We start from the raw sequence: 25,248 nt of genomic DNA, 5'->3' as shown, positions 1-25,248 counted from the left end.
ATGGAACGTATCGTTAACACAGAGCTCGGCGTCATACGGGAACCGCTGCGCGCACCTTTCGGCTTCAAGGGAGGCACGCTGAGCGAGCTGTGGCAGACGGCCGTGCGCCTGACGCTGGACAGCGGAGCGAGCGGCATGGGTGTGGGCGTACAGAGCGTGCTCTGGTCCGACCCCGTCACCTTCTGCGCCTGTGACGAAGCGGGCGGCAACGAAAGAATGCTGGCGGTCACGCGCCGCGCGCTGGAGCTTTTGCAGGGACAGGCTTTCACAGACCCGCCCGGTATGACTGCGGGCCTGGTGCCGGAGCTTCTGGCGTTCGCCCGCAGACTTCTGGGACGGGCAGACGTGCCGCAAACCTTTGTACTCAACGCGCTGGTACCCGTGGATTTTGCGCTGTGGCAGCTTTGGAACGCAAAACGGGGGAACGGCACCTTCGACGCGCTGTGCGCGTCCTTCTGCCCGGAGCTGACGAACCGGGAAAAAGAGTTGGGGAGCATCCCGCTCATCACTTACCATACGCCGGAGGACGAGCTGCACGCCCTGCTGGAGGACGGCGCCTTTTTATTAAAGGTAAAGATCGGTTCCGACCCGGAGAAAAACGGAGACCCGGAGGCCATGCTTGCGTGGGACATCGGGCGCCTGCGCACCGTCCACACGGCAGCCGCCGGCTTTACCACGCCGTATACGGAGTGTGGCCGCCCCGTCTATTATCTGGACGCCAACGGCCGTTATCCGGACAGGGAATTTCTGCTGCGCTTTCTGGATGCTGCGGACAAGATGGATGCGCTGGAGCGCATCGTGCTGCTGGAGGAGCCGTTTGCGGGGGACCGGCCGGAACCCGTGCATGGCCTGCCGGTACGCGTAGCGGGCGACGAAAGCGCCCACAGCGCACAGGACGTTGCCCGCCTGACCCGGGAATACGGCTATTCGGCCATCGCCTGCAAACCCATTGCAAAAACGCTGTCCGTCACGCTGGAGATGGTGCGCGCGGCGCAGAAAAGCGGCGCGGCGTGCTTCTGCGCGGACCTGACGGTGCCGCCTGCGCTTTTGGACTGGAATATGTCTCTGGCGGCGCGGCTGTCGCGTGTACCGGGCTTGCGCGTGGGTGTTGTGGAGAGCAACGGCCCGCAGAATTATACCGATTGGCGCCGTCTGGACGCTATGTGCGCCGCGCCCGGAGCCGCCTGGCGCACACCGCAGAACGGCGTGTACCGGCTTGACGGAGGTTTTTATGGGGAAAGCGGCATTTTTGCGCCGCTGCCCGCTTATGCGGACACGCTGCGCCCGGTTTGAACAGGAGGGCCGCGCCCGGAAAGGAATGTTGAACCTTTGGATTTGAAAGTGCATTTTGCCGTGGCGGGCTGCGGCGTGATCTCCCGGTTCCATCTGGACGCGATCCGATCCATCGAGGACGCGGCGCTGTGCGGCGTGTATGATCCTGTGGAAGCAAGCGCCCGTGCCGCGGCACAGGCTTACGGCACCCGGGCGTATCCGGATTACGACGCGCTTCTGGCAGACCCGCAGGTGGACGCGGTGTGTATCTGCACGCCCAGCCACCTGCATGCGCCGCTGGCACTGCAGGCTGTGGCCGCGGGCAAGCATGTGCTCATTGAAAAGCCCGTGGCGCTGACGTTGGAGGACTGCGACGCTGTGGCCGCCGCAGCACGCGCCGCCGGTGTTCAGGTGGGGGTAGTCTCCCAGCTGCGTTACGGCCCGGCCGTGGCGCGCGTAAAGCGCGCCTTGGAGAGCGGGGCGCTGGGGCGCATCACGCGCTGCGATTTGTATATGAAATATTTCCGCCCCCAGAGCTATTATGATTCGGGTACCTGGCGGGGCACACAGGCGATGGACGGCGGCGGGGCGCTGATGAACCAGGGGATCCACGGTGTGGACCTTGTGCGGTATCTGATGGGGCCGGCAGACAGCATCTATGCGCTGAGCGGCACGCTGGTGCGGGACATTGAGGTGGAGGATACACTCACAGCTGTGGTGGCCTGGCACTGCGGCGCGCAGGGCGTCATTCAGGCGTCGGTGGGGGATTACCCCGGCTTTCCGCGCCGCATCGAGCTGAACGGCGAGTCAGGAACGATCATTTTGGAAGAAGACCGCATCGTTAAATGGGAGGTGGCGGGAGACTCCGCTTACCATATTTATGAGCAGGAACCCGCGCCGGAGGTGCGCTCCCACAGTGAGGCGGGCGCGATTGACCCTTCGGGGCATGTGGCACAGCTGCGCAACTTTATCGACGCGGTGCGCGGCGAGGGGACGCTGCTGGTGGACGAGGCCGAAGGCCGCAAGGCACTGGCGCTGGTGCTGGCCGCTTACCGCTCCGCGGCCGAGGGGAAGCCCGTAGTTCTGTGACGCTTTTACCAGTAAAACTGCTCGGCGACGGTTCTGTTTTGGATGTTTTTTCAAATTCGGTGGGTCAGGATTGAACGATTTATCAAGTTTGCCTGCCAAATGCGGCGTTTTGAAATTTAATTTTGTGTAAATTGTTTTTACGAGGCGAAGGACGCAGCAAAGCCGTTTTTAGGCGGAACTGCCCGCGGCGCCTCAAAAAAAGTGCAAAAAAGGCCGCCCGGAAGGCGGCGGCCGAAAATGGAAGATTTGCCAAGAAGAATTTTTGCAGATTTGGTATAGTATAGGAGGGCAAAAAAGCACCCGGGGCACATCGACGTGCGCTTTTGCGCAAAAGCGCCGGTGCCTGGAGCCGTTGGCTCCAGGATATTCTTTTAAAAGAGACCCGTGTGCACGCCCGGAATTGATGCCATGTACGGGCCGGGCTGACCGGTCGTCCGGCCCGTTCGGAAATAATGTTTCATCAGGAGGTCACTTATGAAAAAGGCACTCGCTTTGATCCTTTCTCTTGCGCTGGCTGTTTCGGCGCTCACCGCCTGCGGCGGCGGAGCATCTTCTTCCGCAGCCGGCAGCACATCTGGTTCCGCCCCGGCGTCCGCCGCGCCCTCCGGCGAAAAGACGGTGGTCACCGTCTGGCACATGTATGCCGAGGATGAGGAAGTAACCAAGCCCCATCAGCGTCTGCTGCAGTGGGCCGAGAATTACAACGCCACCAACACCGATAACATCGAAGTCGTTGTGTCCGGCGCCAAAACGGCGGACGTCATCATGACGACGATCGCTTCCGGCTCTACGCCGGACATCTTCCAGAACTACTGGAACAACGCGCCCACCTGGGCGAACAACGGCGCTTTGTACGACCTTACCGAGTTTGTCAACGGCGGCGACGCCGAGTGGAACAAGGACGATTTCATCGACGCCGCATGGGATGTGTGCACCTACGAGGATAAGGTATATTCCATCCCCTTCACGTACAGCTCTACGTTCCTGTTCTACAACAAGGACATGCTGGCCGAGGCCGGCTGGGAAGAATTCCCCAAAACGATGGACGAGCTGATCCAGTGCATTGACGACTGCACGAAGGTTGGCGCTGACGGTTCCATTGAGCAGATGGGCCTGATCCCCGATTATCCCTGGCTGGACAACGTTCTGTGGCCTGTGGCGTTCGGTGCGCAGTTCATCGACGAAGAGACCAACACCATCACCTTCGATTCTCCCGAGATGCTCAAGGCTTATCAGTTCCAGGCCGACATTTACAGCAAGTACGGCTATGACAACGTGAAGCGCTTCATCGATTCTCTGGGCGCCCGCGCCACAACCGAGGACCCGCTGTTCACCGGAAAGCTGGCCATCCGCTGGCAGGCGGACTCTGCGCTGGCTTCCATGGTGGACGCTGCGAAGGAGACCGGCACCAACATGGGCATCGCCCCGATGCCGGCTCCCGCCGAGGGCGGCGAAGGCCAGGGCATGCTGAGCTGCGGCGTGTGGGAAGTGAACGCCAAAACGGCGAACGCCGAAGCCACGCTGAAGGTGCTCAAGAGCCTGACCAGCGCCGAGAACATGGCCTTCATGGCTGAGGGCGACTATGGCAATGGCGCGTTCATGCCGCGCAAGAGCGCTTTGGATGCGGTCATCGCGATGGACGGCGTTTCCGAAGAGGCCAAACAGGTGGCGGAGATGCTGCGCGACGGCGAGTTCCGTGCGTTCCCCATGAGCTCCTATGTCAACGAGTATCTGACTGAGATCAGCACTTACATGACCGAGGCGCTCGCCGGCAATATGACCGTAGAAGACGCGGCCAAGGCCGTTGTGGAAGCGGTGCAGCCCATGGCGGACGAGGCCGCCGGCTGAACAGACAAAAGAAACAGTAAAGAATAGAGGAAAGCGCCGGCTGTGCGGTTACCCGGCCCGGTCGGCGCTTTCCTTTTTTGTATCGCGCCTGTATTCCCAAAGCCCGTGCCGCGGGCCATCTCTACGAAAGCGAGGTTTTGGCATGAGAAATGCATCGGCCGCCAAAAAGGAAGGAAACGGGATCAAAAAACGAAAATCGAAACAAGAGCGGAGGTTCTTCCTCCTTGGCCTGCTGTTTGTCTCGCCGTGGCTCATCGGGTTTTTGTGCTTCCAGCTTTATCCGATCCTCTCCGCGCTGTATTATAGTTTTACGGATTTTAACATCTTCCAGCCGGCAGAGTTCACAGGGCTGGACAACTATGTCACGCTGTTCAACGACAAATATTTTCCGGTGTCGATCAAGAACACCGCCGTCATGTCCTTCATCGGCATGCCCATCGGCCTTGTGGTCGCTCTGGCGCTGGCCGTGCTGCTGTCGAAGGAGGTCAAGGGCATGCCCGCGTTCCGCACCATCTATTATCTGCCCACAGTGGTGCCCATTGTGGCCAGCGCCATGCTGTTTTTGTGGGTGCTCAACCCGGAATACGGCCTGCTGAACAACTTTTTGTCCTGGTTCGGCATCCGAGGCCCAAGCTGGCTGAGCGACCCGAAGTTCACCAAGATCTCGCTGATGATTATGGACGTGTGGCGCTGCGGGCAGAACACCGTCATTTTCCTTTCGGCGCTGAAGGCGGTGCCAAAGTCATTCTACGAGGCGGCAGAGCTGGACGGCGCGGGCCCTGTCAAGCGTTTCTTTAAGATCACTCTGCCGTACATTTCACCCACCATTCAGTTCCTGGTGGTGATGGGGCTTATTTCGTCCTTTCAGTATTTCACGCAGGCGTATGTGTTCGCCAGTGTTTCCCAGGTGGGGCAGAGCATCACCGGCGGGCCGCAGAACTCGCTTTTGTTCTATTCGATGTATCTGTATATGAACGGCTTCAGCTACATGAAGATGGGCTACGCCTCGGCTATGGCCATCGTGCTGTTCCTGATTGTGCTGGTGGTTTCGTTCGTGGCCATGTACCTGATGGAAAAACGCGTCACCTACGACGTAGAGTAAGGGGGGAACAGCTGTGAAAAAATGGATCATCTCTGCAAAAACCTCGCGCACCGTGGGCAAGGTCTGCTCTTATATTCTGCTGATCTTTTTTGCCTGCATCTTTTTCATGCCGTTCCTGTGGATGCTTTCCACCGCGGTAAAGCCTACGAACCAGATATTTCTGAATCCGCCCAAGTGGATTCCGGACCCCATTAAGTGGGAAAATTTTGCGACGATCTTTAAGCGTATGCCGCTGTTCGCGTATACGAAGAACACGCTGGTGGTCGCGATTCTGCCGGTCCTCGGCCAAATCTTCGCCGCGCCGATGATCGCCTATTCCCTGACGAAGATCCCCTGGAAGGGTGCGAAATATATTTTCCCGCTCATTCTCGCCACAATGATGATTCCCTGGCAGGTCACGCAGATCCCGCTGTTCATCACATGGTCGAAGCTAGGGCTGGTGAATACCTTCGTACCCCTGGTGTTGCCCGCATTTTTCGGTACGCCGTATTACATCTATCTTATGCGGCAGTTCGTAAAGGGCCTGCCCGACAGCGTCATTGAGGCCGCGCGCATCGACGGTGCGAACGAGTTCGTCATTCTGTACCGTGTGGTCTACCCGATGTGCAAGCCCGTGCTGACGACGATCATGGTGCTTGTATTCATCGGCGGCTGGAACGATTTGAACGGCCCGCTGCTTTATTTGCAGGACAGCGCAAAGTATACGCTGTCCATCGGCCTGCAGATGTTCCTGACCACTGCGCGTCAGGAATGGGACCTGCTGATGGCCGCAGGCGTGATGTTCACCCTGCCGCTCATCATCATCTTCTTCCTTGCACAAAAACAGTTTATAAGCGGCATTTCCACGACTTCCGGCTTAAAATAAAAGCCGGTGAGCTGAAATCCTGCGCCCGTGCGTTTTGGCGCATGGGCGTTTTTTGTGAAACAGAACAGACAGAGCACAGAGTACCCATTTTGCGGCACCCTTGTTTTGGTGCGCTCAAAAACAAACAGAAAACAAGAAAGAAGACTCAGAACAAGCCCATTGGTATCATTGAGAAGGAGTTATCCGAATGCGTAAAGAAAAAATCATGCGTTTTTTCCTGGCGGCGGTCCTTGCAATATCCATGCTGGCGATGCCGCTCACAACCGCCTATGCGGAAAGCGTGTCGTCTTCCTCTGACGCGGCGCCGTCTTCCGCTGTTTCATCCTCCACCGGGACAGAGTCCTCCCCGGATGCTTCGTCCTCCTCCGGGGCGGCGTCCTCTCCGGACGTTTCGTCCTCCTCCGGGGCGGCGTCCTCTCCGGACGTTTCGTCCTCCTCCGGGGCGGCGTCCTCCCCAGACGTTTCGTCCTCCTCCGGGACAGAGTCCTCTCCGGACGTTTCGTCCTCCTCCGGGGCGGCGTCCTCTCCGGACGTTTCGTCCTCTTCCGGGGCGGCGTCCTCTTCAGGCGCTTCGTCTTCCTCCGAGACGGTGTCTTCGGATGTCTCATCTTCTTCCGGTTCCGCGGATACAGCCAGCGCCGCAACGGCGGCAGATACTGTAAACCTGGCGCAGGGAAAGGGCAATGATGCCTTCACACTGGAAATGGAAGGCGCCGGTACGGACCTTGACCCTGCCACCAAGGATACAACGATCCGCGAAAAAGAGGAGAGCATCCTCAACCGCCTGACAGACGGCTATTACGGCAGCGGCGAGATATTGGACGGCAATTGGAATGGCAGCGGCATGCGCTCCCATTATTATGAGGCATACCGGCAGATCGACCGCGCCATCACGCTGGATCTGGGGCAGCTGAGCCATATTGAATCGCTTTCCTTCCACATGCAGGAGGGCCTGGGATGGGGGATTTCTGCGCCGTCGATGGTCACCTACTTCCTGTCGGAGGACGGCGTAACGTTCCACCGCGTGGGCCGTGTTTCCCGCTTCGACGCCGTGAAGGACGAGGACCCGGACCATTATTATTCCGTGGTGGAAAACGGCAAAGAGGTGAATTGCCAGAGCTACTATTTTACGCTGGACGGCCTGAACTACAATGCGCGTTATGTAAAGGTCGCGTTTGAGCTGACAGGCACCTGGGCCTTTGCCGACGAGCTGGAGGTACGGGGCACAGCGGCGCCTTCGGACACCGCCGAAACGCTGCCGGATACTCCGGGCACGGATTATGAAGTTGTGAACAAATATGCCTGGACAGACCAGGCACGCGGCATCCAGCACGAGGCGCTGGCCTATGCCGGACACTGGTTCTCTTCCGCGGGCGGCGCGCTGCAGACCAGCCAGAAAACCGTGGAGGAGCTTCTTCCCATGGTAGGCTATGTGGACGGGGAGGGCAATATTACGGATAAGTTTTTTGAATCCGTTACCTTCCTGTCCCACGGCTATACACCAAATCTGGATACGCCGGATGACGATACGGATTACCATAACCTCATCTATGTGAGCAGTACGATGACCTCCAACCCCGATGCGGCACAGATGTGTGCCACCGCGGAGGACTGGCAGACCTATCTTGATTTTCTGTTCCACTACGGCGAGGGTACAGGCACGGCTTATAACCTGGACGCGCTGAACGAGGCTGTGGCCCTGGTGAAAGAGGCCACAGGCGACGCGGATTACAAAGTGGGCGTGAAGATTGCGTTTTATCCGCCCATTCTGTGCCAGGATGCCTTCGGCACGCTGCCCGGCGGCACCCATTCGCTGAATTTCGCGGTCTCGGATACCAATCCGGCGCAGCAGGCTCTGGCGGACCGCATGGAGGCCTCCAGGTGGTATCTGGACACCGTGATTCGGGAATTCAAGGCCAAGGGTTACGAGAACCTGCGTCTGGACGGCTTCTATTGGTACGATGAAGTGATGCACTACGACGTGGACCCGTTGGTTCTGGAAACGGTGCAGGGTGTAACGGATTACGTCCACAGCCTGGAGAACGGCGCGTATCAAATTTACTGGATCCCCTTCTACCAGTCCTCCGGGTTCCGCGCCTGGAAGACCTTCGGCTTTGACTACGCCATCATGCAGCCCAACTATGCGTTCGACGCCAATGCCTCCGAACAGCGCATTGCGGATACCGCTGCGCTGTGCAAAAAGTACGGCCTGGGCATCGAGATGGAATTCGGCGGCATCAACGACAAATACATCAGCCAGTTCCGCTCTTACCTCACGCAAGGGGCGGACGACAAGCTTGCCTATCAGAACAACAGCCTGATTGCCTGGTACACGGGCACATGGGGCATTGCAGAGACGAGCCAGAACGTCTCGGGCACGCGGTATATCTACGACGCGATGCATGATTTCTTCAGCGGCATCCCCACGGAGATGGAGAAGCCTGTCAAGAATCTTGCGGCGGCGGGCACGCTTACACTGGAAGCGGACAATGTAAAAAATACCGAAGAATTCAACAAGCTGCTGCAGGCGCTTCCGAAACTGGTGGACGGCAATGAAAAGGCCGGCGCCTGGAACGACAGCTATGTGAAGATCAATGCCAATCACGCGCAGGGGCCGTTTACGCTGACAGCGGATCTGGGCGGTATCGGGCAGGTGGAGCGTGTGGCGCTGGGCTCCGTTTCCAATCCGGGATGGGGCATCGGCGCGCCGGACAGTGTTGCATACAGTGTTTCACAGGACGGCCAGACATGGAAAGAGCTGGGCACTGTAACTTATGCGCAGGCGGAGATAAGCCCGGGATCGGCCAACGGCTTCGAGACGGTCGAGTATGTGCTCAAGCTGGATGCCGCCGAAAAGGCCCGTTATATCCGCGCGGAGTTCGGCCACGGCCTGGACGCCTCCAAAGACCCGGCTGCGCCCTATACATGGCTGGGCGTGGACGAATTCACGGTAAACGGCACGGCGCCGCTGGCTTCGGGCGAGGGCATCGCCTCCATGGGTACCATAACGTTGGAAAGCGGAAATGTCCTGAACAGTGAAAGCTTTGCAACCCTTCAGAATGTGGCTTCTGTACTGCTGAACAATGGCGTCCTTCAAACAGGAAGCTGGGCGAACCAGAATACGCTGAACGGTGATTATATCGGCGTCCTGCAGACCGTGGCTACGGAGCCTTTTACGCTGCAGATCTCCTTTGACACTGTCGCTGAGGTGCAGGCTTTGGGGGTAGACTATCTTGCCTGGGTATCCGCGGGCATCGGCGCGCCGGATAAGGTGACGTATTCCGCGTCGCTGGACGGCAAGAGCTGGACGGAGCTCGGCACCGTGGCGCAGGCGGACGCTCGCCGCTATGAAGCCATCGCCACGGGTATGGACGCCTACCACTTTGTACTGGAGACTGGTGCTCCGGTGCGTGTGAAATACCTGAAGGCCGAGTTTGAGCGCGGCTTCAACACGGACAAAAATACCAAATTCGGCTGGGTGGCTTTTGATGAATTCACCGTGGAGGGCGCGCTCACTTCGGAACAGCCCGCTCCCGTGTTCAACGAGGTGGACAGTGCAACAGGGATCCGTGTTGCGGCAGGGCTGGACACAGTGCCGGCCGGCGCGCATCTCAAGGTGGAGCCGGTGGATGCGGGCGACGCGGCATATGCTTCTGTGGCGCGCGCTTTCCGCAATGAAAATGTTGACCTTGCGGCATTTGATATTTCTTTGCTGCTGGATGGCGGCACGGTGCAGCCGCGCGGCGTGCTGAATGTGGCGTTCCCGCTTCCCCAGGGCTTTGACGCAGCCAAAACGCAGCTGTATCACGTAAGCCCTGAGGGCGAAAAAGAACTGCTGACGGCAAAAACAGCAGACGGCCTGCTGAATGCGGAGCTGACACATCTGAGCCTGTATGTATTGGCACAGCCGAAGGCGGGCGCCGAAAGCGGCGGCTCCTCTTCTTCCGCTCCTTCGGGCGGGACGAGCAGTTCTTCTGCAGACACATCTTCCTCTTCCGGCACGCCTTCCGGCGGCGCGGGGGGCGCGTCTTCCGGTACGGCCGCACCTGCGCCGGGAATGCCCCAGACAGGGGATGCGTTCCCGCTGGTCTGGGTCACCGTAGCCGCGGCGGCTTGTGTGGTCCTGCTGGCTGTGCTGGCTTGGAAAAAGTATCGGGAGACACGCGCATAAAAAATGTGACATTTTGGTAAAAGCCGGATGCATTCCAGCGGCGGTGTGCTATAATGGTTTCAAGCTCGCAGCTTGTGCGGCTGTGTGCCGGGCATAAACCGATGCGCATGCGCGCAGCTTTGGAAACATTGAACCACGCAGAACGGCAACGGGGCCGCGCGTCCGCACATGGCGGGCGCGCGGCCGTTTTTCAGCAGCACGGCTGCGCCGGTATATCAGAAGGAGGGACAAAGCGATGGAAGTATGGAATGAGCCGGCCGTTTTATTTGAAAAGAGCACGATGTTCACCAAGAGCAGATTCTGTAAGATCTATAAGGTCACATCGGAGAATCCCTCCGGCTATCTGCCCCATTCCCACGATTATATGCAGATTTGGTATATCACCCGAGGCTGCTGTGAGCATTGGGTGGAGGGGCAAAAGCATCTGATGGCCCGCGGCGATATCTTCATCGTTCCTCCGAAGGTCGAGCATCAGGTGGTGCGGCTGGAAGATGCCGAGATCATCAGCTGCGAATTTTCTTTCGACCATTTTTTTCCGCCGAAGGAGAACAGCGCCTATCAGCAGGTGCATGAAGCGGCGCTGAATCTTTCTTTTGCCTGGCTGTTCCTCAAGGATGCCGATGACATCCATTCCCAGTTTTCGCTTCGGCCTGAAACGGGAGAGCGCGTGAACACGCTGATGAACGCGATGCTGGTGGAATACGAAAACGGAGATATCTATTATGAGGAATTCCTGCGCGTGCAGATCATGGAGCTGCTGCTTGTACTGGCACGGGAATATTCTCAGTCGCCCCAAAGCCATACCGCAGCGGCCGTTTACGACAAATACAAGCCTATGGTGGAAGATGCCATCCGGTATGTGGAAGCGCATTACAACGAGCCGCTCAAGCTGGAGGATGTGTGCCGTATCTCCATGGTGTCCAAAACATATTTCTGCTATCTGTTCAAGCTGCTCACCCAGCAGACCTTGGTGGAGTATATTATGAACCTGCGCATCCAAAAGGCCATTGAGCTTTTGAAGGACCCGGCCAATTCCATTACCTGGGTGGGATACGAGGTGGGCTTCAACGATTCGACGCACTTTTCGCGCACATTCAAAAAGATCGTAGGTATTTCGCCGCGCACCTATCGGGCAATCAAGAACTCTGAAAGCTGAACCGCGCCCGGACGGGCGCGGCGGCTTTGCAAAAAAACAGACCGCGCGGCGCGCGGCCGGGGAGAGATGGGATATGGAAAATTTTGTGCATGCGTCTGTTTCGCATGCGGCCCTTGCGGAGTTTGGGCGGAACGCCCGCGCCGTTGGAGTGCAGCTGCACGCGCTGGAGATTTTTGAAAAAAATGAGTGCATGGTCCGCTGGGCCGTCGCGCCTTACAGCTGCGGCGATAAACGGGAAATGTACTCGCTGAGCAAAAGCTTTACTTCCACGGCTGCAGGAGTTGCGTTTGGAATGGGAAAGCTGCATCCGGACGACCGGGTGCTGGACTGGTTCCCCGAATATGCATCTCTGTGTTCGGGCGACGCGCGTTGGAGCCGCCTGCGCGTGGGGCATGTACTCTCCATGAATACAGGGCATGCGGCCTGTGTGATGCCGCAGGCGGCATTTTCGCAGGATGGCGTGCGCGCTTTTTTTGAAGCGCCGCTGTCCCATGAGCCGGGGACGTTTTTCGCCTATAATACCGCCGCCTCCTATCTCGCGGCAGAGCTGGTGCGCCGTGCCGCGGGCCGCACGGTTCCCGAGCTTCTGGCACGCACGGTGTTCCCCGCGCTGGGTGTGGAGGAGTTTTCGTGGCTGACCTGTGCAGACGGACGGTGCCAGGGCGGCACCGGGCTGCAGGCATCCTGCGATGACGTCGCGAAGCTGGCCCTTCTGTATCTGAACGAGGGCGAGTGGGCGGGACGCCGGGTGCTGCCGCGGGAATGGGTACATATGGCTGCGCAGCCGCACTCCGTAAATGCGGGCAACGGCACGCCGGACTGGTGTGCGGGCTACGGCTATCAGTTCTGGATGAACCGGCGTGGAGGCTTCCGCGGCGACGGCGCCTTTGGGCAGTTGTGTGTGGTTCTGCCTGAAAACGGAATTGCGGCCGCCGTTACGGCCGAGTGCACAAATATGAGTGCCGAGCTGGACGCGCTGTGGCTCCTGCTGGAAAATCTGCATAAGCGGGACGGCGCGTGCGCAGACGGAGGGCTGCCGGAGGCGTACATACCCCAGGGCAGGCTGGACGGCAGAGAATGGGATACAGGCTGGCTGGATTTCCGGCCAAACCCGGCGGGGTTCACAGGCCTGCGTGTGCGCGTGGACGGAGAAGCCGCCTGTGTATGGCTGTGCGACGGCGGCAGTGTGCAGAAGGTGTGCGCGCCGTCCGGTACGTGGCGGGAGAATACGCTCTGGGCGAAAAATTTCCGTCCCGCCATCTTCCGCCAGATGCCGAGGGCGGAACGCGCGCCGCTGCGTTTCGCCGCGGCGGCGCATATGCGCGGGGACCTGCTGGTGCTGGAGTGCCGCAGCCTGAATACGCCCCATGCCTTTGAAATGCGTTTTGCCTCCAGCGGGGAAGGCATGCGCATGGAGCTTTTCTCCCCACTGGATGTCTTTGGGGAAGAAAAGCTGCTGGAAGCGGGCCGCCCGCAGCGCAAAATAGAGCGGTAAAGGAATGTGGAAGCAATGACCAAAATACTGTTCGTCTGCCACGGCAATATCTGCCGTTCGCCCATGGCGGAATTTGTGTTTCGGGAGATGGCTGGAAAACGTGGCATGGGGGCTCTGTTCCACGCGGCTTCCGCCGCTACCAGTGGTGAAGAGCTGGGCAACCCTGTGCACCAGGGCACACGGGAAAAGCTGCGGGCTGTGGGCATTTCCTGCGCGGATAAGCGCGCGGTACGTCTGCGCCCGGACGATTACAGGGCCTGGGACCTGCTGCTGGGCATGGATTCGTACAACCTGTCCAACATGCGGCGCATTTTTGGCGGCGACCCGGAACGCAGAATGTACCGTCTGCTGGATTACTCCGCTCACCCCCGTGATATTGCCGACCCCTGGTATACCGGAGATTTTGACGCAACATATGCCGATGTGTGCGAGGGATGCGGGGCGCTGCTGGAGCATCTGCTGCGCGGCGGGCTGCGGCCGGAATAGCTCTGCGCGAAAAAACAGAAAACAAAAGACCGGGCGCCGCCTGAACGGAACTCCGTTCGGGCGGCGCCCGGCCTTTTGTACATTTCGTGCGTCAGGCACAGGCTTCGCCCAGCAGCATGCCGCGCACGACAGCAATATCCTGCGCCGCGGCACCGGCCTGCAGCAGATACGATTCCGCGGTACCGTAGTGCTCCGCGAGATAGGCCAGCGCCGTTTCAAGCTCCTCCGGCGCAGAGGAGAATACCGCATCCGGCGGGGTGACGCCGAAAGTTTTTTCCAGCCAGGCCTTCTGCTGTTTGAAGATCTCCTGCATGTTGGCTTCGCTTACACTGTAATCGGCAACGACAATCTCGCAGGGCACGCCCGCAAGCAGCAAAAGCAGCATGGCCGTCACGCCCGTGCGGTCTTTTCCGGCGGTACAGTTGAACAGCACCGTCCCGCCGCTGTGCTGTGCAAAAATGCGGATTATCCGTGCAAATGCGTCGCCGCGGCCGGACAGCAGCTTCACGTATACATCGCCCATGCGCTCAGGCATTCCGCCCGTAAAGCCCTGGCTCGCCGCCTCGTCCAGCATGGGGATGGAATAATAATCCACGCCGGGTACGTCTGCAAGACGGGAGGGAGCGGCGGCCGTCTCGCTTTCGCTGCGCAGGTCCACCACACAGCATACGCCGTAATCCAGCAGCATCTGCACGTCTTTGTCCGTCAGTCCGGAAAGCCCGTCGGAACGCAGGAAGGCGTGCCTGCGCGTCTTCCTGCCGCAGGCGGCGGGGTAGCCGCCCAATTCGCGGGTGTTGCGCGTACCGGCCAGTACCAGAGGGGCGTTGACACAAATCGTCTGCTCCATGATCGAAAACTCCTTTTTGTTGATGAGGAACGGCAAGGGCGGTCCGGCGGTATGCCGGGCCGCCCTTTGCATGTTCCGTGGGGCAAATTATTTGCCTGTTTCCCACACTTCCTCTTTCATGTTCGAACGGATGTATACAATGGCTCCGCCCAGGCAGATGAGGAACATCAGCACCGAAAGTGCGGCCGCACGTTCATAATTCATGTAGGTGCCCGTTTGTTGGTACAGCAGGATGCCCAGCATTTTTGGATTGTTGGGGCCTGTCAGGTAGGGAATCGTGAACGCGCCCACCTGGCCCATAAGGATAAAGGTGGCGCTGACGATGACGTCCTTGTATGTCAGCGGAAGAATGATGCGGCACAGAACATCCCGCCAGGAGCATCCGGCGTCGCGCGCGCTTTCCACATAGGAATCGTTGACGCTGGACAGCGCGGCGCTCATCATCATGGCGGCAAAGGGAATGCAGAACCACAGGTTTGAAAGAATGATGCCTTTTAGGTCATACAGCAGGCCGGGCTTGTAATCGACGCCGAAGGCTGCGGCGATGCGGTTGATGCTGCCGGAGTCCTTGATGACATTCATCACCGCGTACACTGCGGCGATACCCGGGATGAAGCGGGGCAGCAGATACAGCTTGCCCAGCGCGCGGCTGACGGGGCTTTTGGAAAAGCGGAGGTACAGTGCCAGCAGAAAGCTGAGCACTACGCTCAGTGCCATGACGGTGAGAGCCTCGGCGAGGGTGAACAGCAGGCTTTGCAGCGCCTCGGCGCTGGTAAAGAAATAGACATAGTTGTCCAGCGTGAACCGCCCGTCCGTTGTTCGGAAGGAACGGGCCACTGTGTTTACGATGGGAAAGACCACCACCAGAACCATAATGGAAAACGCGGGCAGAACCATCAGGTACGGCAGCCATCTGTGTTTTTTCTGGTTTGCCATATGCGCGGCCTCACTGTGCCAGCGGCGCGATCTCTTCCGCCCAGCGTACCACGATATCCTTCTGTATCATGCCGATGGAAAAATAGCGCAGCTCGTCCATATTGGTCTCCTCCAGCCAGTCGGCGTGGTCCAGATTTTCCAATTTGGCAGTGTCCACGACAGGGGAGGCATACATGGTGTTCCAGCCGATGGCCTGGGCCTCATAGCTCAGGTAGTAGTCGATGACGGAGAGCGCGGCCTCCTGATCCTTGGCGATTTTCGGGATGCAGAAGCCGGCCAGCGCACCGGAAAAGGCGGGCTCGATGGGCTGGAGCTTGATGGACTCGGGCATCGTACCCATATTCTTCTGGCTGAGCACCATGTTCACGAACGCGGGCGTCATGTCGATCTGCTTTGTGGCCAGCAGGTCCAGCGAACCGGCATTCTTCATCGGGTACTGTACCTTGCCCGCCGTCTGGTACAGATAAGGGTGCAGCTCGGCCATCAGGGCGAAGGCGTTGTCCCACTCGGCGGTGTGTTCGGTCTCCCATTTGGTGTCCGGGGACATGCGTGCTTCGTCGGGCAGCTGGTTGTAGATGGCGGTCGTTACAAAGGTATAGCCGGAGCCGCCGGTGGACGGGTCGCAGTAGGCGAAACGGCCGGGATTGTCCTTGATCCATTGATACAGCTCGTCCGCCGTTGCAGGCGGATTTTCCACGGTTTCGGAATTGTAGGCCAGCATCACGGCTGTGCCGCGGTAGGGGATGAAGGTATCGCCTACGATATTGTCCTTGAATACGACATTTTCATAGTTGGGGATCTTCGAGGTGTCGATGGGGATGAAAAAATCTTCGCTCGTCTGGGCCAGAATGGCGGAGATCCCGCTGTCGTCCAGGGCAATGATGTCAAAATCGGTGTCGGTCTCGCCTGCCTGATAGGCAGCGGCAAGGCGGTCGGGCAGGCTCTGCTCGCTGGTGCCGGAGACGACGAACTGGATCTCCACCCGGGCTTTGGTATTATAGGCGGGGTCTGCGTTGTGTGCGTCGGCAACGGCCTGCAGCGCTTCGCGCACCTCCTGGCCGCCATAACCCCAGATGGTGACGGTGGGAACGTCCGCGCTTGCGGCGCCCGTGGCCGGGGAAGTGCTGCCGCAGGCGGAAAGGCTCAGCGCAAGAGCGCAGGCGGCGACGGCGCACAGCGCCTTCTGGATGAATCGATTCATGAATGTTTCTCCCTTCCATATCTCCTATGAGATTACGATAAAATCCTTATTTATTGCCGGGGCGGCTTTCCGCTCCGGCGGAAAACAGCCGAAGCTGTTTTGCCCGGAAGTACTTCAGGCGCTGGCCTGTGCCGCGCCGAACTGCTTGAAGCGCGTGAAGGAATAGTCCGCTGTCTGGCCGGGTATATATCCCAGTGCCTGTTCCTTGGGAATGAAAACCTTCAGCCGTGCGCCGTCTGCGCGCACAAGGATGATCTGTGTGTAATGGCCCAGCGGCATCACGCTTTCAATACGCGCCATGCCCGCGCCGGAGGCCGAACGCAGAGCAATATCCTCCGGGCGCACGGCGAGCACCGCGCCGCCTTCGTCCAAAAAGTTCATCTCGCCGATGAACCCCGCCACAAAACGGCTGTGCGGGTTGTCGTAAATTTCGGTAGGGCTGTCCAGCTGTTCAATGGCACCCTGGTTCATGACGGCAATGCGGTCGGAGATGGCCATGGCCTCCTCTTGGTCGTGCGTGACGAAGATGACAGTCAGCCCGGCCTCGCGCTGGATGCGCTTGAGCTCCTCGCGCATCTGGCCGCGGATCTTGGCGTCCAGTGCCGAAAACGGCTCGTCCAGCAGAAGTACGGCGGGCCTGAGCACCAGTGCGCGTGCAATGGCCACACGCTGCTGCTGGCCGCCGGAAAGCTGAGTGGGGTATTTCTTTTCGCTGCCGCTCATTTTTACAAGTGCCAGCATCTCCGCGATCTGCGCGTCCATCTCCTTTTTGGGCGTTTTGCGAAGCTTCAGGCCGAATGCCATATTCTCGTAGATGGTCATATGCGGCCACAGGTTGTAGCTCTGGAATACCATACCGGTGGGACGCTTTTCGGGCGGCAGGCCCTGTACTTCGGCGCCGTCCAGCAAAATCTTGCCGGAATCGATCTTGTTAAAGCCGCCGATGGCGCGCAGGATGGTGGTTTTGCCGCAGCCGGATGGTCCGAGCAGCGTTAACAGCTCGTGTTCATACACCTGGAGGCTGATGTCGGCTACACCCTCGGTAGCGCTGAACTTTTTGGTGAGATTGCGGGTCTCCAGCTTGATAACGGGAAGGTTCATTTCCATGTTTTCTCCTTTGCGAAGGGCGCGTCACATTTTCAGCCCGTTGGACAGGGCGTCGGCGCTCAGATATTTGCGGAAGACGACGAGCAGCAGGATGGACGGCACCAGCAGGATCATCGCGAATACCGCGCCCGCGGTATCCGGGAAGGACATGATGATGCCATACAGCTCACTGGGCATGGTGTGCACGTTGGGCAGGCCGATGAGCAGCGAACCCTGCGCCTCTTCCATGGAACCGAGGAACGTATACAGTGAAGCCACGATGATGCCGGGCTTGGCCATGGGCAGCGTAACCATAAGGAACGTGCGCAGCGGCGAAGCGCCCACGTCACGGGCGCTTTCCTCCTGCTGGATATGTACGGTGCGGAACGCGCCGGAAGGAATCCACACCATGAACATCATCGTGTTTACGATGTGCACCAGCACCACTCCTGCAAATGTGCCGATAAGGTTCAGCTTATAAAAGATGACGGCCATGGCTGTGTAGATGCCCATTTTGGGGAATGCGTTGGTAAGAAGAAAGCTCAGGCGCACGGCGCTGCGGCCCCTGAACGGGTAGCGTGCCAGTGCGTAGGCGGCGGGCAGGCATACGGCCAGCGAGAGCAGCGTTACAACAACAGCCAGCACCAGCGATGTGCCGATGGATTGTACAAGCTGTGCCTTGGAGAGCACATAATCCCACCATTTGAATCCGTAGCTCCGGGGGATGACATCGGGATACTCGTAATCTCCGGCGAACGAAAGCAGCAGCATATTCATCAGCGGTCCGTAAAAAAACAGCAGAAACAGCGCAAGCAGAACATATTCCCAGAATTTGTTTTTGCCCAGCGAAAAATAAAGGCGTCTCATCCGTTTCCCTCCTTGTCAAGATAAAGCGGCGCCCCCACGGCCAACAGGTGTACCGGCGCGCAGGCGCCGGCATACAGCTTCAGCACGGCGCTGCGCGCGCCCGGAGCCAGGGACAGAGAGAGCGGCGTGCGCAGGTCTGTTTCGGCACGCTGTACCGCTCCGGTGCTGTCCCTCAGCTCCAGCACCGGGGCAGCGGCCTGCGCCGGTGCCCAGTCCAGATAGCCGGAGGTGTTGTCGAATATTACTGTTACGCGTCCCTTTTCGCTGTGTGCTGTGAACAGAGGACCTTTTGTGACGATGGTCTGCCGGCGCAGCACCGCGCCCAGTACCGCATCCGCCGCGTTCAGCGTGCAGGCCTCGTCCACGATGGCGTAGGTGGTGAATACCTCCGCGTCCCGGGGCATGCTGTGAAGATCTTTTCCGGTGACGGCCGCGATGCGCTGTCCATCCAGCACCAGCCGTTCCCACAGCGCCAGCGCCCGGCTGTTGCCGATGAACGCCTCTGCCATGGGGTGCGCACCCATGCCGGATTCCGAAACAGAGGTGTTAAAGACCTCGATATAGTCCACTGCGTTCCAGTCGTGCATTTCCATGTCAAAACGGCAGCCGATGAACAGCGGGCTGCCGACGGAAAACGGGTGTGCGATGCCCACGGCACGCGCGCCCGCAGTGCGCAGCATTGCAAAAAAAGGCTCCGGCGCACGGGGGTCCAGTGTGGTGATGTCCGGCATCTGTACAAGCCCAAGCGCCAGAATGTGGCCGAAAAATGTGGTTATCTCCACGCCCGGCAAAAGCGCAAGCGCGTATCCCGCCCGCCGGATGGCGTCATAGGCCTTCGCATGGCCGGAAGTGGTGTTATGGTCTGTCAGGGCCAGCACGCCGAAGTTTTTTTCCGCGGCGTATGCAGCCAGCGATTCCACAGAAAGCGCACCGTCCGATTCTGTGGAATGGTTGTGCAGCTCTGCTCTTATGAATTTCATCCGGCCACCTCCTCCAGGCGCAGCGTGTAGTTTGTCTCGTCGTTGAGAACGTTGAGCACGTGCAGCACCACCCGCAGTACGCCTGTGGGACGACAGTTTACAAAGCCCTCGGATGAGCCCTGCGGTGCGAGCAGCATTTCCTTTGTCAATTGGTTGCGGTGAGCGCTGCCCACACACGCACCGTTCAAAAACAGCGAGACGTTGATTTCGCCCTTGGGCATCGTGCAAAGATGTTCCGCCAACGCCTCCGGCACGGGCGTACCTTCGGGCAGGTTCTGTGCGGCAGCGGCCATACAGCCCGCGCGCAGCGTGTCCGGCTCCTGCTGCGGTTCGCGCTTGTCAAAGGTGAACACCACGCGCAGGGCGCGCAGCTCCCCCGGCAGAAGCGTTGTGTAAGAGATGTGCCCCTGAAAGCCCCGTGGCAGCTGCCCGGACGCCCGGTACAAAAGCCATTCATTCGTTTGTGGCACTTATTTCCATCCTTTCCTTTTAGACGGGTTGTTCCGTCATTTTGTTGAATCTTGTTTCTTTTCACTGTGCATATTCTACAAGATAGACCCCGATGCTTTCTCCGCAGAACATGTAAGAGCCATGTAAAAAGAACGCAATTCCGTGGGAAAACCGGTCAAAAATGGACAGTTTTCAGAGGCTTTATCGGAACTTTACAAAGAACGGGCGTGTGGTTTACATACATGATTTTTCTGCCCGGGGTGTCTGCGGTATACTGGGAGAAGAACGGAAGAGAGGGAGGCGGCACACCGTGCCACAGATGAAATATGAAAAGCACAATGCGCGGCAGTATGAGCAGATATTGCGTGCGGCGCGGCAGTTGTTTGTGGAAAAAGGGATCGAGCGCGTAAGCTTCAGCGCAGTGGCGGACAGCTGCGGTATCGCGCGCGCGACGCTTTACAAATATTTCCCCGATAAGGAATCTTTGCTGTGGGCCATCCACCGCCAAGCGCTGCGTACATTTGGAAACGCACTGCTGGCGCGGGCGGAGGCGCGTCCGCTCACGGCCCTGGAACGCTTTTCCGTGTATTTTGAGGAGCTTGCCCGCCGGTTTGAACTGGACCCGGATTTCCTTTTATTTTTCGACCTGTTTGAAAAAACCTATCAGGCGGAAACGGCGCGGCGTGGCAGCGCTGTTTACGAGCGGATGTTCCGGCCGGGAGATTTCGGCTCCGGCGACACTGCACGATTTTTATGCGAGAATTTTAACGATGGCTCCCTGCGGGCCGGATTGGACGCGCAACTCACCGCCGTCAGCGCCACGTATACAGCGGTGTATGTACTCATCGGCCTGGGAAAAGACCGCGCGCCTCTGTCGCTGAAATACGGTATGGAGGCCCCGGCCATGGCGCGGTTTTTATTTGATGCATTTCTGCGGGGCATCAGCGCAGACGGAGCCCCGCCTCGCTGAAAGGCCTGAAACGGAAAAAGCGTGCCGCATCCCAAACTGGATGCGGCACGCTTTCTGTGCTCCCAAAAGAATAGGAGCAAGGCTGGACGAAAAGGCGAAAAGAGATTGACACCGTCCGCTGCCGTGCTATACTGTGGTTAGCGAAAACTAATTATGGAGCGGCGGAGCCGCCGCTGAACGGAGGGTATTGTCATGGAAGCAACTGTTTCCGCACTGCTCAACCAGCAGATCAACAAGGAGTTTTATTCGGCCTATCTTTATCTGGACATCGCCAATTTTTATGCGTCTAAGGGTCTGGACGGCTTTGCAAACTGGTATCAGGTCCAGGCAAAGGAGGAGCAGGACCATGCGATGCTGTTTTACCAGTATCTGCACAACAACGGCCAGCCGGTGATACTGGAGGCCGTCGGCAAGCCGGACGGGGCATTTGCTTCGCTGGAGGCCCCTTTGGCTGCAGCGCTGGAGCATGAACGGTATGTTACCGCACTCATCAACGCCATTTACACAGCGGCACAAGCGGCGCAGGATTACCGCACCGTACAGTTTCTGGACTGGTTTGTAAAGGAGCAGGGCGAGGAAGAGAAAAACGCCGCTGACCTGATCACCAAGATGGAGCTGTTTGGGAGCGACGCGAAGGGGCTGTACATGCTCAACAGCGAGTTGGCCGCCCGCGTCTATACCGCACCGTCCCTTGTGCTGTAATACGACAGGGACAAAATGGCGGCCTGCGCCAGACGCAGGGGAAAAGCGGCGCCTCCGGACACAGGGTGTTCGGGAAAGACTGCGATTTGTTTTTCAAAAACCGGAAATACGCCGTTTCTCTTGCTGCTTCGGCCGCCGAGGAACGGCTGAAGTTTATTGAGTTTATATAAGGCTTCACACAAATGAGGTGCAGACAGCCGACAGCTTGGTCCGCTTGACGGCAGCCGTTACGCTCCGTGCGGACAGTGCGATAATTTTTTACAGTGCAACGGGCGGACAAAAATAAAATAACGCGCCGATCTATTTCGGCGCTTCGGTCTTTCGAAAAAAGCCGCTTTTCGACGCCCTTTTCGCTAAGTTGCCTACGAACAGGGCCTTTGGCCCCGTTCGCCCCGAACGACGGCTTTCGGCGGTCGCTTCGCTTTGCTCGCCTCGGTACTCGTCTTGCGGGGCGTCGCGGGGTTATTTTAAATGAAAAAGGGGCGTCTGCGCGCTTATCCGCAAGGGAGGCGTCGCACCGCTCCGACACGCATCTGCGGGTGCAGTCGCCACTCCTTTTTCAAGCTTTTCCCCGGACGTTTCTTTTGCTTCTTTGCCTTTTTCGACAGTCTGAAGCGTGCAATCCTTTTAACAAGGATTGCACGCTGTTTTTGTAGCCCCCGGCTGTAACTGTCCTCTAATCCCGAAACAGTTCATTCGCCAAGGGCTTTTTTTCTGCTGTCCGGATGAGGTTGCTCACATATGGACGTTTGCCGGAAAGGACCTCGTCATAAAAATTCTGCTTCCAGCCGATATAGGAAATGCTGTCCTCCAATTCCTTAATAGAAGCCCGCAGCTCCTCCTGCTTTCTCGCAAGCATTTTTTTTCGGGAAACAATGGTAGCTTCCCCTTGCAGGCACAGTTCCAGATATTTTTTCATCTCCTGAATGCTCATCCCGCATTTTTTCAGGCAAGTAAGATCTTTGATCCATTTTACATCTTTCTCATCGAAAACCCGGCGGTTGTTGTGGTCGCGCTTGACGTTTGGGACCAACCCCTCGTTGCAGTAGAATTTCAAAGTCTGGTAGGTCATATCCAGTTCCCGGCAGACCTGCATCATTGTATACACAGACTTACACCTCCGGTTGTGTCTACAAAAAGTCATTAAAAATTTTAAAAGGCTATTGACCGATAGTAACTACCGTATAATATAATCGATCTTAACAAGCGGTTAAAACAAACGCATTGTAGCATTGAAATAACAAAATTGCAAGAGAAAAAGAGGGATATTCAAATGAAAGTGTTGCTTGTAAACGGCAGCTCCCGTAAGAAGGGATGTACCAATGCCGCGTTGTGTGAAGTGGAACGTGCCTTGCAGGAAGCGGGAATCGGAACCGAGCAGTTCTTTATCGGAAATGAAGCTCTGCCGGATTGCGTTGCCTGCCGCAAGTGCCGGGAAACCGGGCGTTGTGTGTTCCATGATAGTGTGAATGAGTTTGTAGAAAAGGCCAAATCAGCAGATGGTTTTGTATTTGGTTCTCCGGTTTATTTCGCCCATCCCAGCGGCAGGCTGTTGGCTTTTATGGACAGGGCTTTTTATTCCGGCGGAGCGGCATTTCAGTTTAAACCCGCGGCGGCAGTACTTTCTGCCCGGCGGGCGGGAACCACAGCTTCTTTCGACGTTATCAATAAGTATTTTACCATCTGCTCTATGCCGGTAGTTTCCGCCACCTATTGGAACCACGTATACGGCGCACAGCCGGAGGAGGCCGCAAAGGATAAGGAAGGGCTGATGACCATGTATAATATCGGGAAGAACATGGCGTGGCTGTTAAAGTGCATCGCCCTGGGAAGAGAGAATGGACTTCCGCACCCGGACAACGAAAAGGTTTTGACGAACTTTATAAGATAAGAAAAGGATGGCTTTTATGAACAAAAACGCGGAGAGCAGAGCGCGAAGATTATTTGCAGGGGTAAATTCTTCTTTGAGCCGGACCGATCCTGAGTTTGTGGAGATCATCTCAAATTTTTCTCAGGACGAAACCGCGAATGCAAATATCCTCACGGAAAAGGAACGGATGCTTTGTATCCTGGCCGCCCTGCTTGGCTGCCAGGGCATGGGCGAATTTCAGAACATGCTCCACGCAGCGCTGAATATAGGGGTTGACCCCGTTGCGATCAAGGAGACCATCTATCAGGCAACGGCCTATCTTGGGATCGGCCGCACCTGTGATTTTCTCATTGCTGCGAACGGGATTATGGAGCAGCATGGCGTCAGGCTGCCACTTGCGCCGCAAGCATCCACAAATGAGGAAGCCCGGTTTGAGCGAGGGCTTGCCAAACAGGTGGAGCTGTTTGGCCCCGATATGGCGAAGCGCCAAACGGATGGCCCGGCGCTTCGCAGAAACATTAACCGCTGGCTGGCGGACAACTGCTTTGGAGACTATTATACCCGCAACGGCCTGAACGGCCAGGAACGCGAGATGATCACTTTTTGTTTCTTTCTTGCACAGGGAGGCTGTGAAAACCAGCTTCGCGGGCATACGGCAGGAAATTTCGGCGTGGGCAACGGAAAAGAAAAACTTTACAGTGTCGTGGAGCAGTGCATGCCATATATCGGGTATCCCCGCAGCCTGAATGCTATGAGCATCATTGACGAAATCGCCGCAAAAGAAAAATAAGGAGGAGCTGCTATTATGGAATATGCAACACTGCAAAACGGATTGAAAATGCCTATGGAGGGCTTTGGGGTTTTTCAAGTTCGTGATAAAGAGGAATGTAAGCGTTCTGTGCTGGATGCGATCCGGACAGGATACCGCCTGATTGATACTGCCGCTTCATACACCAACGAGGACGCCGTGGGAGAAGCTGTGCGGGAAGCCATTGCTGAAGGCATCTGTACCAGAGAGGAGCTGTTTATCACCTCTAAAATGTGGGTGCAGGATATGCAGAATTACGAAATGGCAAAAGCTGCCATTGGAGTCTCTCTGGAAAAAACAGGACTGGAATATCTGGATTTATACTTGCTGCATCAGGCGATGAAGGACTACTTTAGCGCATGGCGGGCTATGGAGGACGCGTACAGGGATGGAAAGCTGAAAGCTATCGGCGTGTCCAACTTCTATCCTCACGTCCTTACGAATTTCTGCGAAACTGTCGAGATCCAGCCCATGGTGAATCAAGTGGAGCTTCACCCTTATTTCACGCAAGAGAACGCATTGGCTACTATGAAAAAGTACAATATCGTTCCGGAAGCATGGGCGCCTCTTGGCGGCGGCCGATATGGCGCGTTCCATGAGGGGCTCCTTCTGGAGATTGCTTCGGCACACGGAAAGACAGTGGGGCAAGTGATGCTTCGATGGAACATCCAGCGCGGAGTAGTGGTGATCCCCAAATCCACCCATCCGGAACGAATCGAGGAGAATTTCAATATCTGGGATTTTACCCTCACCGATGATGAAATGCAGAGGATCAGTTCTTTGGATCAAGGTTATACAGGTACTGCCGTGAAACACTTTGACCCGGAATTCGTTCGTATGTGTACAAACAGAAAGATTCACGATTGAAGGAAGAGTATAGCATGAACAGTTTCACTTTTTCTTATCCGACGAAGGTGTATTTTGGTGAGGGGAGCGCGGCGCAGGCTTTCCGCACAGAGCTTCGAAAGAAAGGCAAGACAGTGCTGCTTGCCTACGGCGGCGGCTCCGTCAAAAAGAATGGCGTCTATGATGAAGTAAAAGCGCTTG

22 protein-coding genes are annotated in these 25,248 nt (G+C 57.5%); 14 read left to right on the top strand and 8 right to left on the bottom strand.

The genetic code is table 11. The features are described 5' to 3' along the window. The 9 genes from TQ39_RS11085 to TQ39_RS11040 all read left to right on the top strand — a co-directional run bounded on the left by TQ39_RS11085 (window position 1) and on the right by TQ39_RS11040 (window position 13,484). On the top strand, window positions 1-1,293 hold the full coding sequence (locus tag TQ39_RS11085) for an enolase-like domain-containing protein (RefSeq protein WP_050005558.1): 1,293 nt from the start codon (window positions 1-3) through the stop codon (window positions 1,291-1,293). 36 nt (window positions 1,294-1,329) lie between these two features. Beyond that, entirely contained in the window at window positions 1,330-2,361 is a 1,032-nt protein-coding gene (locus TQ39_RS11080) for a Gfo/Idh/MocA family protein (RefSeq protein ID WP_009326136.1), read from the top strand. 474 nt (window positions 2,362-2,835) lie between these two features. Further along, a complete protein-coding gene (locus TQ39_RS11075) occupies window positions 2,836-4,209 on the top strand; it encodes an extracellular solute-binding protein (protein ID WP_009326135.1) in 1,374 nt (457 codons plus the stop codon). A 142-nt stretch (window positions 4,210-4,351) separates the two neighbouring features. Further along, window positions 4,352-5,311, top strand: a complete 960-nt coding sequence (locus TQ39_RS11070; protein ID WP_009326134.1) for a carbohydrate ABC transporter permease — start codon at window positions 4,352-4,354, stop codon at window positions 5,309-5,311. 13 nt (window positions 5,312-5,324) lie between these two features. After that, entirely contained in the window at window positions 5,325-6,176 is an 852-nt protein-coding gene (locus tag TQ39_RS11065) for a carbohydrate ABC transporter permease (protein ID WP_050005557.1), read from the top strand. 187 nt (window positions 6,177-6,363) lie between these two features. After that, window positions 6,364-10,347: a DUF4855 domain-containing protein gene (locus tag TQ39_RS11055; RefSeq protein WP_156146279.1), complete on the top strand. Its 3,984-nt coding sequence runs from the start codon at window positions 6,364-6,366 to the stop codon at window positions 10,345-10,347. A 235-nt stretch (window positions 10,348-10,582) separates the two neighbouring features. Then, window positions 10,583-11,503, top strand: a complete 921-nt coding sequence (locus TQ39_RS11050; RefSeq protein WP_009326128.1) for an AraC family transcriptional regulator — start codon at window positions 10,583-10,585, stop codon at window positions 11,501-11,503. A 73-nt stretch (window positions 11,504-11,576) separates the two neighbouring features. Next, window positions 11,577-12,998, top strand: coding sequence for a serine hydrolase domain-containing protein (locus TQ39_RS11045; protein ID WP_050005554.1), 1,422 nt, complete (start codon window positions 11,577-11,579; stop codon window positions 12,996-12,998). A 15-nt stretch (window positions 12,999-13,013) separates the two neighbouring features. Continuing rightward, window positions 13,014-13,484, top strand: coding sequence for a low molecular weight protein-tyrosine-phosphatase (locus TQ39_RS11040; protein WP_050005553.1), 471 nt, complete (start codon window positions 13,014-13,016; stop codon window positions 13,482-13,484). Window positions 13,485-13,575: 91 nt separating this feature from the next. Here TQ39_RS11040 and TQ39_RS11035 read toward each other — a convergent pair whose 3' ends face one another. The 7 genes from TQ39_RS11035 to TQ39_RS11005 form a co-directional block, all read right to left on the bottom strand. Next, window positions 13,576-14,331: a tyrosine-protein phosphatase gene (locus tag TQ39_RS11035; RefSeq protein ID WP_050005552.1), complete on the bottom strand. Its 756-nt coding sequence runs from the start codon at window positions 14,329-14,331 to the stop codon at window positions 13,576-13,578. A gap of 87 nt (window positions 14,332-14,418) precedes the next feature. Continuing rightward, window positions 14,419-15,267, bottom strand: coding sequence for an ABC transporter permease (locus TQ39_RS11030; RefSeq protein ID WP_050005551.1), 849 nt, complete (start codon window positions 15,265-15,267; stop codon window positions 14,419-14,421). 10 nt (window positions 15,268-15,277) lie between these two features. Then, on the bottom strand, window positions 15,278-16,468 hold the full coding sequence (locus TQ39_RS11025) for an extracellular solute-binding protein (RefSeq protein ID WP_050005550.1): 1,191 nt from the start codon (window positions 16,466-16,468) through the stop codon (window positions 15,278-15,280). Window positions 16,469-16,582: 114 nt separating this feature from the next. Next, a complete protein-coding gene (locus TQ39_RS11020; protein ID WP_009326119.1) occupies window positions 16,583-17,575 on the bottom strand; it encodes an ABC transporter ATP-binding protein in 993 nt (330 codons plus the stop codon). Between the two features lie 24 nt (window positions 17,576-17,599). Continuing rightward, window positions 17,600-18,421: an ABC transporter permease gene (locus tag TQ39_RS11015; protein ID WP_009326118.1), complete on the bottom strand. Its 822-nt coding sequence runs from the start codon at window positions 18,419-18,421 to the stop codon at window positions 17,600-17,602. Next, the gene (locus TQ39_RS11010) at window positions 18,418-19,401 is read right to left on the bottom strand and encodes a CehA/McbA family metallohydrolase (RefSeq protein ID WP_050005549.1); all 984 of its coding nucleotides are present in this window, start codon (window positions 19,399-19,401) and stop codon (window positions 18,418-18,420) included. Before TQ39_RS11010 ends, TQ39_RS11015 begins: the two co-directional genes overlap by 4 nt. Then, on the bottom strand, window positions 19,398-19,871 hold the full coding sequence (locus TQ39_RS11005) for a DUF6669 family protein (RefSeq protein ID WP_050005548.1): 474 nt from the start codon (window positions 19,869-19,871) through the stop codon (window positions 19,398-19,400). Before TQ39_RS11005 ends, TQ39_RS11010 begins: the two co-directional genes overlap by 4 nt. Window positions 19,872-20,170: 299 nt before the next feature. Here TQ39_RS11005 and TQ39_RS11000 point away from each other — a divergent pair, with 299 nt between their 5' ends. Beyond that, entirely contained in the window at window positions 20,171-20,821 is a 651-nt protein-coding gene (locus tag TQ39_RS11000) for a TetR/AcrR family transcriptional regulator (protein WP_050005547.1), read from the top strand. A gap of 192 nt (window positions 20,822-21,013) precedes the next feature. Then, window positions 21,014-21,523 carry a ferritin gene (locus TQ39_RS10995; protein WP_009326114.1) on the top strand — a complete coding sequence of 170 codons (510 nt, stop codon included), beginning with the start codon at window positions 21,014-21,016 and terminating at the stop codon, window positions 21,521-21,523. Between the two features lie 676 nt (window positions 21,524-22,199). On the opposite strand, the gene TQ39_RS10990 is transcribed toward TQ39_RS10995, so the two are convergent. Continuing rightward, the gene (locus TQ39_RS10990) at window positions 22,200-22,622 is read right to left on the bottom strand and encodes a MerR family transcriptional regulator (RefSeq protein WP_050005603.1); all 423 of its coding nucleotides are present in this window, start codon (window positions 22,620-22,622) and stop codon (window positions 22,200-22,202) included. A gap of 174 nt (window positions 22,623-22,796) precedes the next feature. On the opposite strand from TQ39_RS10990, the gene TQ39_RS10985 reads away from it, so the two are divergent. From TQ39_RS10985 to TQ39_RS10975, 3 genes are all read left to right on the top strand, one after another. After that, window positions 22,797-23,414, top strand: a complete 618-nt coding sequence (locus tag TQ39_RS10985; protein ID WP_050005546.1) for a flavodoxin family protein — start codon at window positions 22,797-22,799, stop codon at window positions 23,412-23,414. A gap of 73 nt (window positions 23,415-23,487) precedes the next feature. After that, window positions 23,488-24,183 carry a carboxymuconolactone decarboxylase family protein gene (locus TQ39_RS10980; protein WP_306555361.1) on the top strand — a complete coding sequence of 232 codons (696 nt, stop codon included), beginning with the start codon at window positions 23,488-23,490 and terminating at the stop codon, window positions 24,181-24,183. Window positions 24,184-24,198: 15 nt separating this feature from the next. Next, window positions 24,199-25,068, top strand: coding sequence for an aldo/keto reductase (locus TQ39_RS10975; protein ID WP_050005544.1), 870 nt, complete (start codon window positions 24,199-24,201; stop codon window positions 25,066-25,068). Window positions 25,069-25,248: the final 180 nt, after the last annotated feature.

It is taken from the genome of Ruthenibacterium lactatiformans, from assembly GCF_000949455.1.
Lineage (GTDB): Bacteria > Bacillota > Clostridia > Oscillospirales > Ruminococcaceae > Ruthenibacterium > Ruthenibacterium lactatiformans.
This window is presented reverse-complemented; position numbering and strand designations above follow the sequence as displayed.

Excerpts from the sequence above, each read along its gene's own strand:
- TQ39_RS11085 (WP_050005558.1), top strand. The coding sequence starts at position 1 with ATGGAACGTATCGTTAACACAGAGCTCGGCGTCATACGGGAACCGCTG.
- TQ39_RS11075 (WP_009326135.1), top strand. The coding sequence starts at position 2,836 with ATGAAAAAGGCACTCGCTTTGATCCTTTCTCTTGCGCTGGCTGTTTCG.
- TQ39_RS11070 (WP_009326134.1), top strand. The coding sequence starts at position 4,352 with ATGAGAAATGCATCGGCCGCCAAAAAGGAAGGAAACGGGATCAAAAAA.
- TQ39_RS11055 (WP_156146279.1), top strand. The coding sequence starts at position 6,364 with ATGCGTAAAGAAAAAATCATGCGTTTTTTCCTGGCGGCGGTCCTTGCA.
- TQ39_RS11050 (WP_009326128.1), top strand. The coding sequence starts at position 10,583 with ATGGAAGTATGGAATGAGCCGGCCGTTTTATTTGAAAAGAGCACGATG.
- TQ39_RS11045 (WP_050005554.1), top strand. The coding sequence starts at position 11,577 with ATGGAAAATTTTGTGCATGCGTCTGTTTCGCATGCGGCCCTTGCGGAG.
- TQ39_RS11040 (WP_050005553.1), top strand. The coding sequence starts at position 13,014 with ATGACCAAAATACTGTTCGTCTGCCACGGCAATATCTGCCGTTCGCCC.
- TQ39_RS11035 (WP_050005552.1), bottom strand. The coding sequence starts at position 14,331 with ATGGAGCAGACGATTTGTGTCAACGCCCCTCTGGTACTGGCCGGTACG.
- TQ39_RS11030 (WP_050005551.1), bottom strand. The coding sequence starts at position 15,267 with ATGGCAAACCAGAAAAAACACAGATGGCTGCCGTACCTGATGGTTCTG.
- TQ39_RS11025 (WP_050005550.1), bottom strand. The coding sequence starts at position 16,468 with ATGAATCGATTCATCCAGAAGGCGCTGTGCGCCGTCGCCGCCTGCGCT.
- TQ39_RS11020 (WP_009326119.1), bottom strand. The coding sequence starts at position 17,575 with ATGGAAATGAACCTTCCCGTTATCAAGCTGGAGACCCGCAATCTCACC.
- TQ39_RS11015 (WP_009326118.1), bottom strand. The coding sequence starts at position 18,421 with ATGAGACGCCTTTATTTTTCGCTGGGCAAAAACAAATTCTGGGAATAT.
- TQ39_RS11010 (WP_050005549.1), bottom strand. The coding sequence starts at position 19,401 with ATGAAATTCATAAGAGCAGAGCTGCACAACCATTCCACAGAATCGGAC.
- TQ39_RS11000 (WP_050005547.1), top strand. The coding sequence starts at position 20,171 with ATGAAATATGAAAAGCACAATGCGCGGCAGTATGAGCAGATATTGCGT.
- TQ39_RS10995 (WP_009326114.1), top strand. The coding sequence starts at position 21,014 with ATGGAAGCAACTGTTTCCGCACTGCTCAACCAGCAGATCAACAAGGAG.
- TQ39_RS10990 (WP_050005603.1), bottom strand. The coding sequence starts at position 22,622 with ATGATGCAGGTCTGCCGGGAACTGGATATGACCTACCAGACTTTGAAA.
- TQ39_RS10985 (WP_050005546.1), top strand. The coding sequence starts at position 22,797 with ATGAAAGTGTTGCTTGTAAACGGCAGCTCCCGTAAGAAGGGATGTACC.
- TQ39_RS10975 (WP_050005544.1), top strand. The coding sequence starts at position 24,199 with ATGGAATATGCAACACTGCAAAACGGATTGAAAATGCCTATGGAGGGC.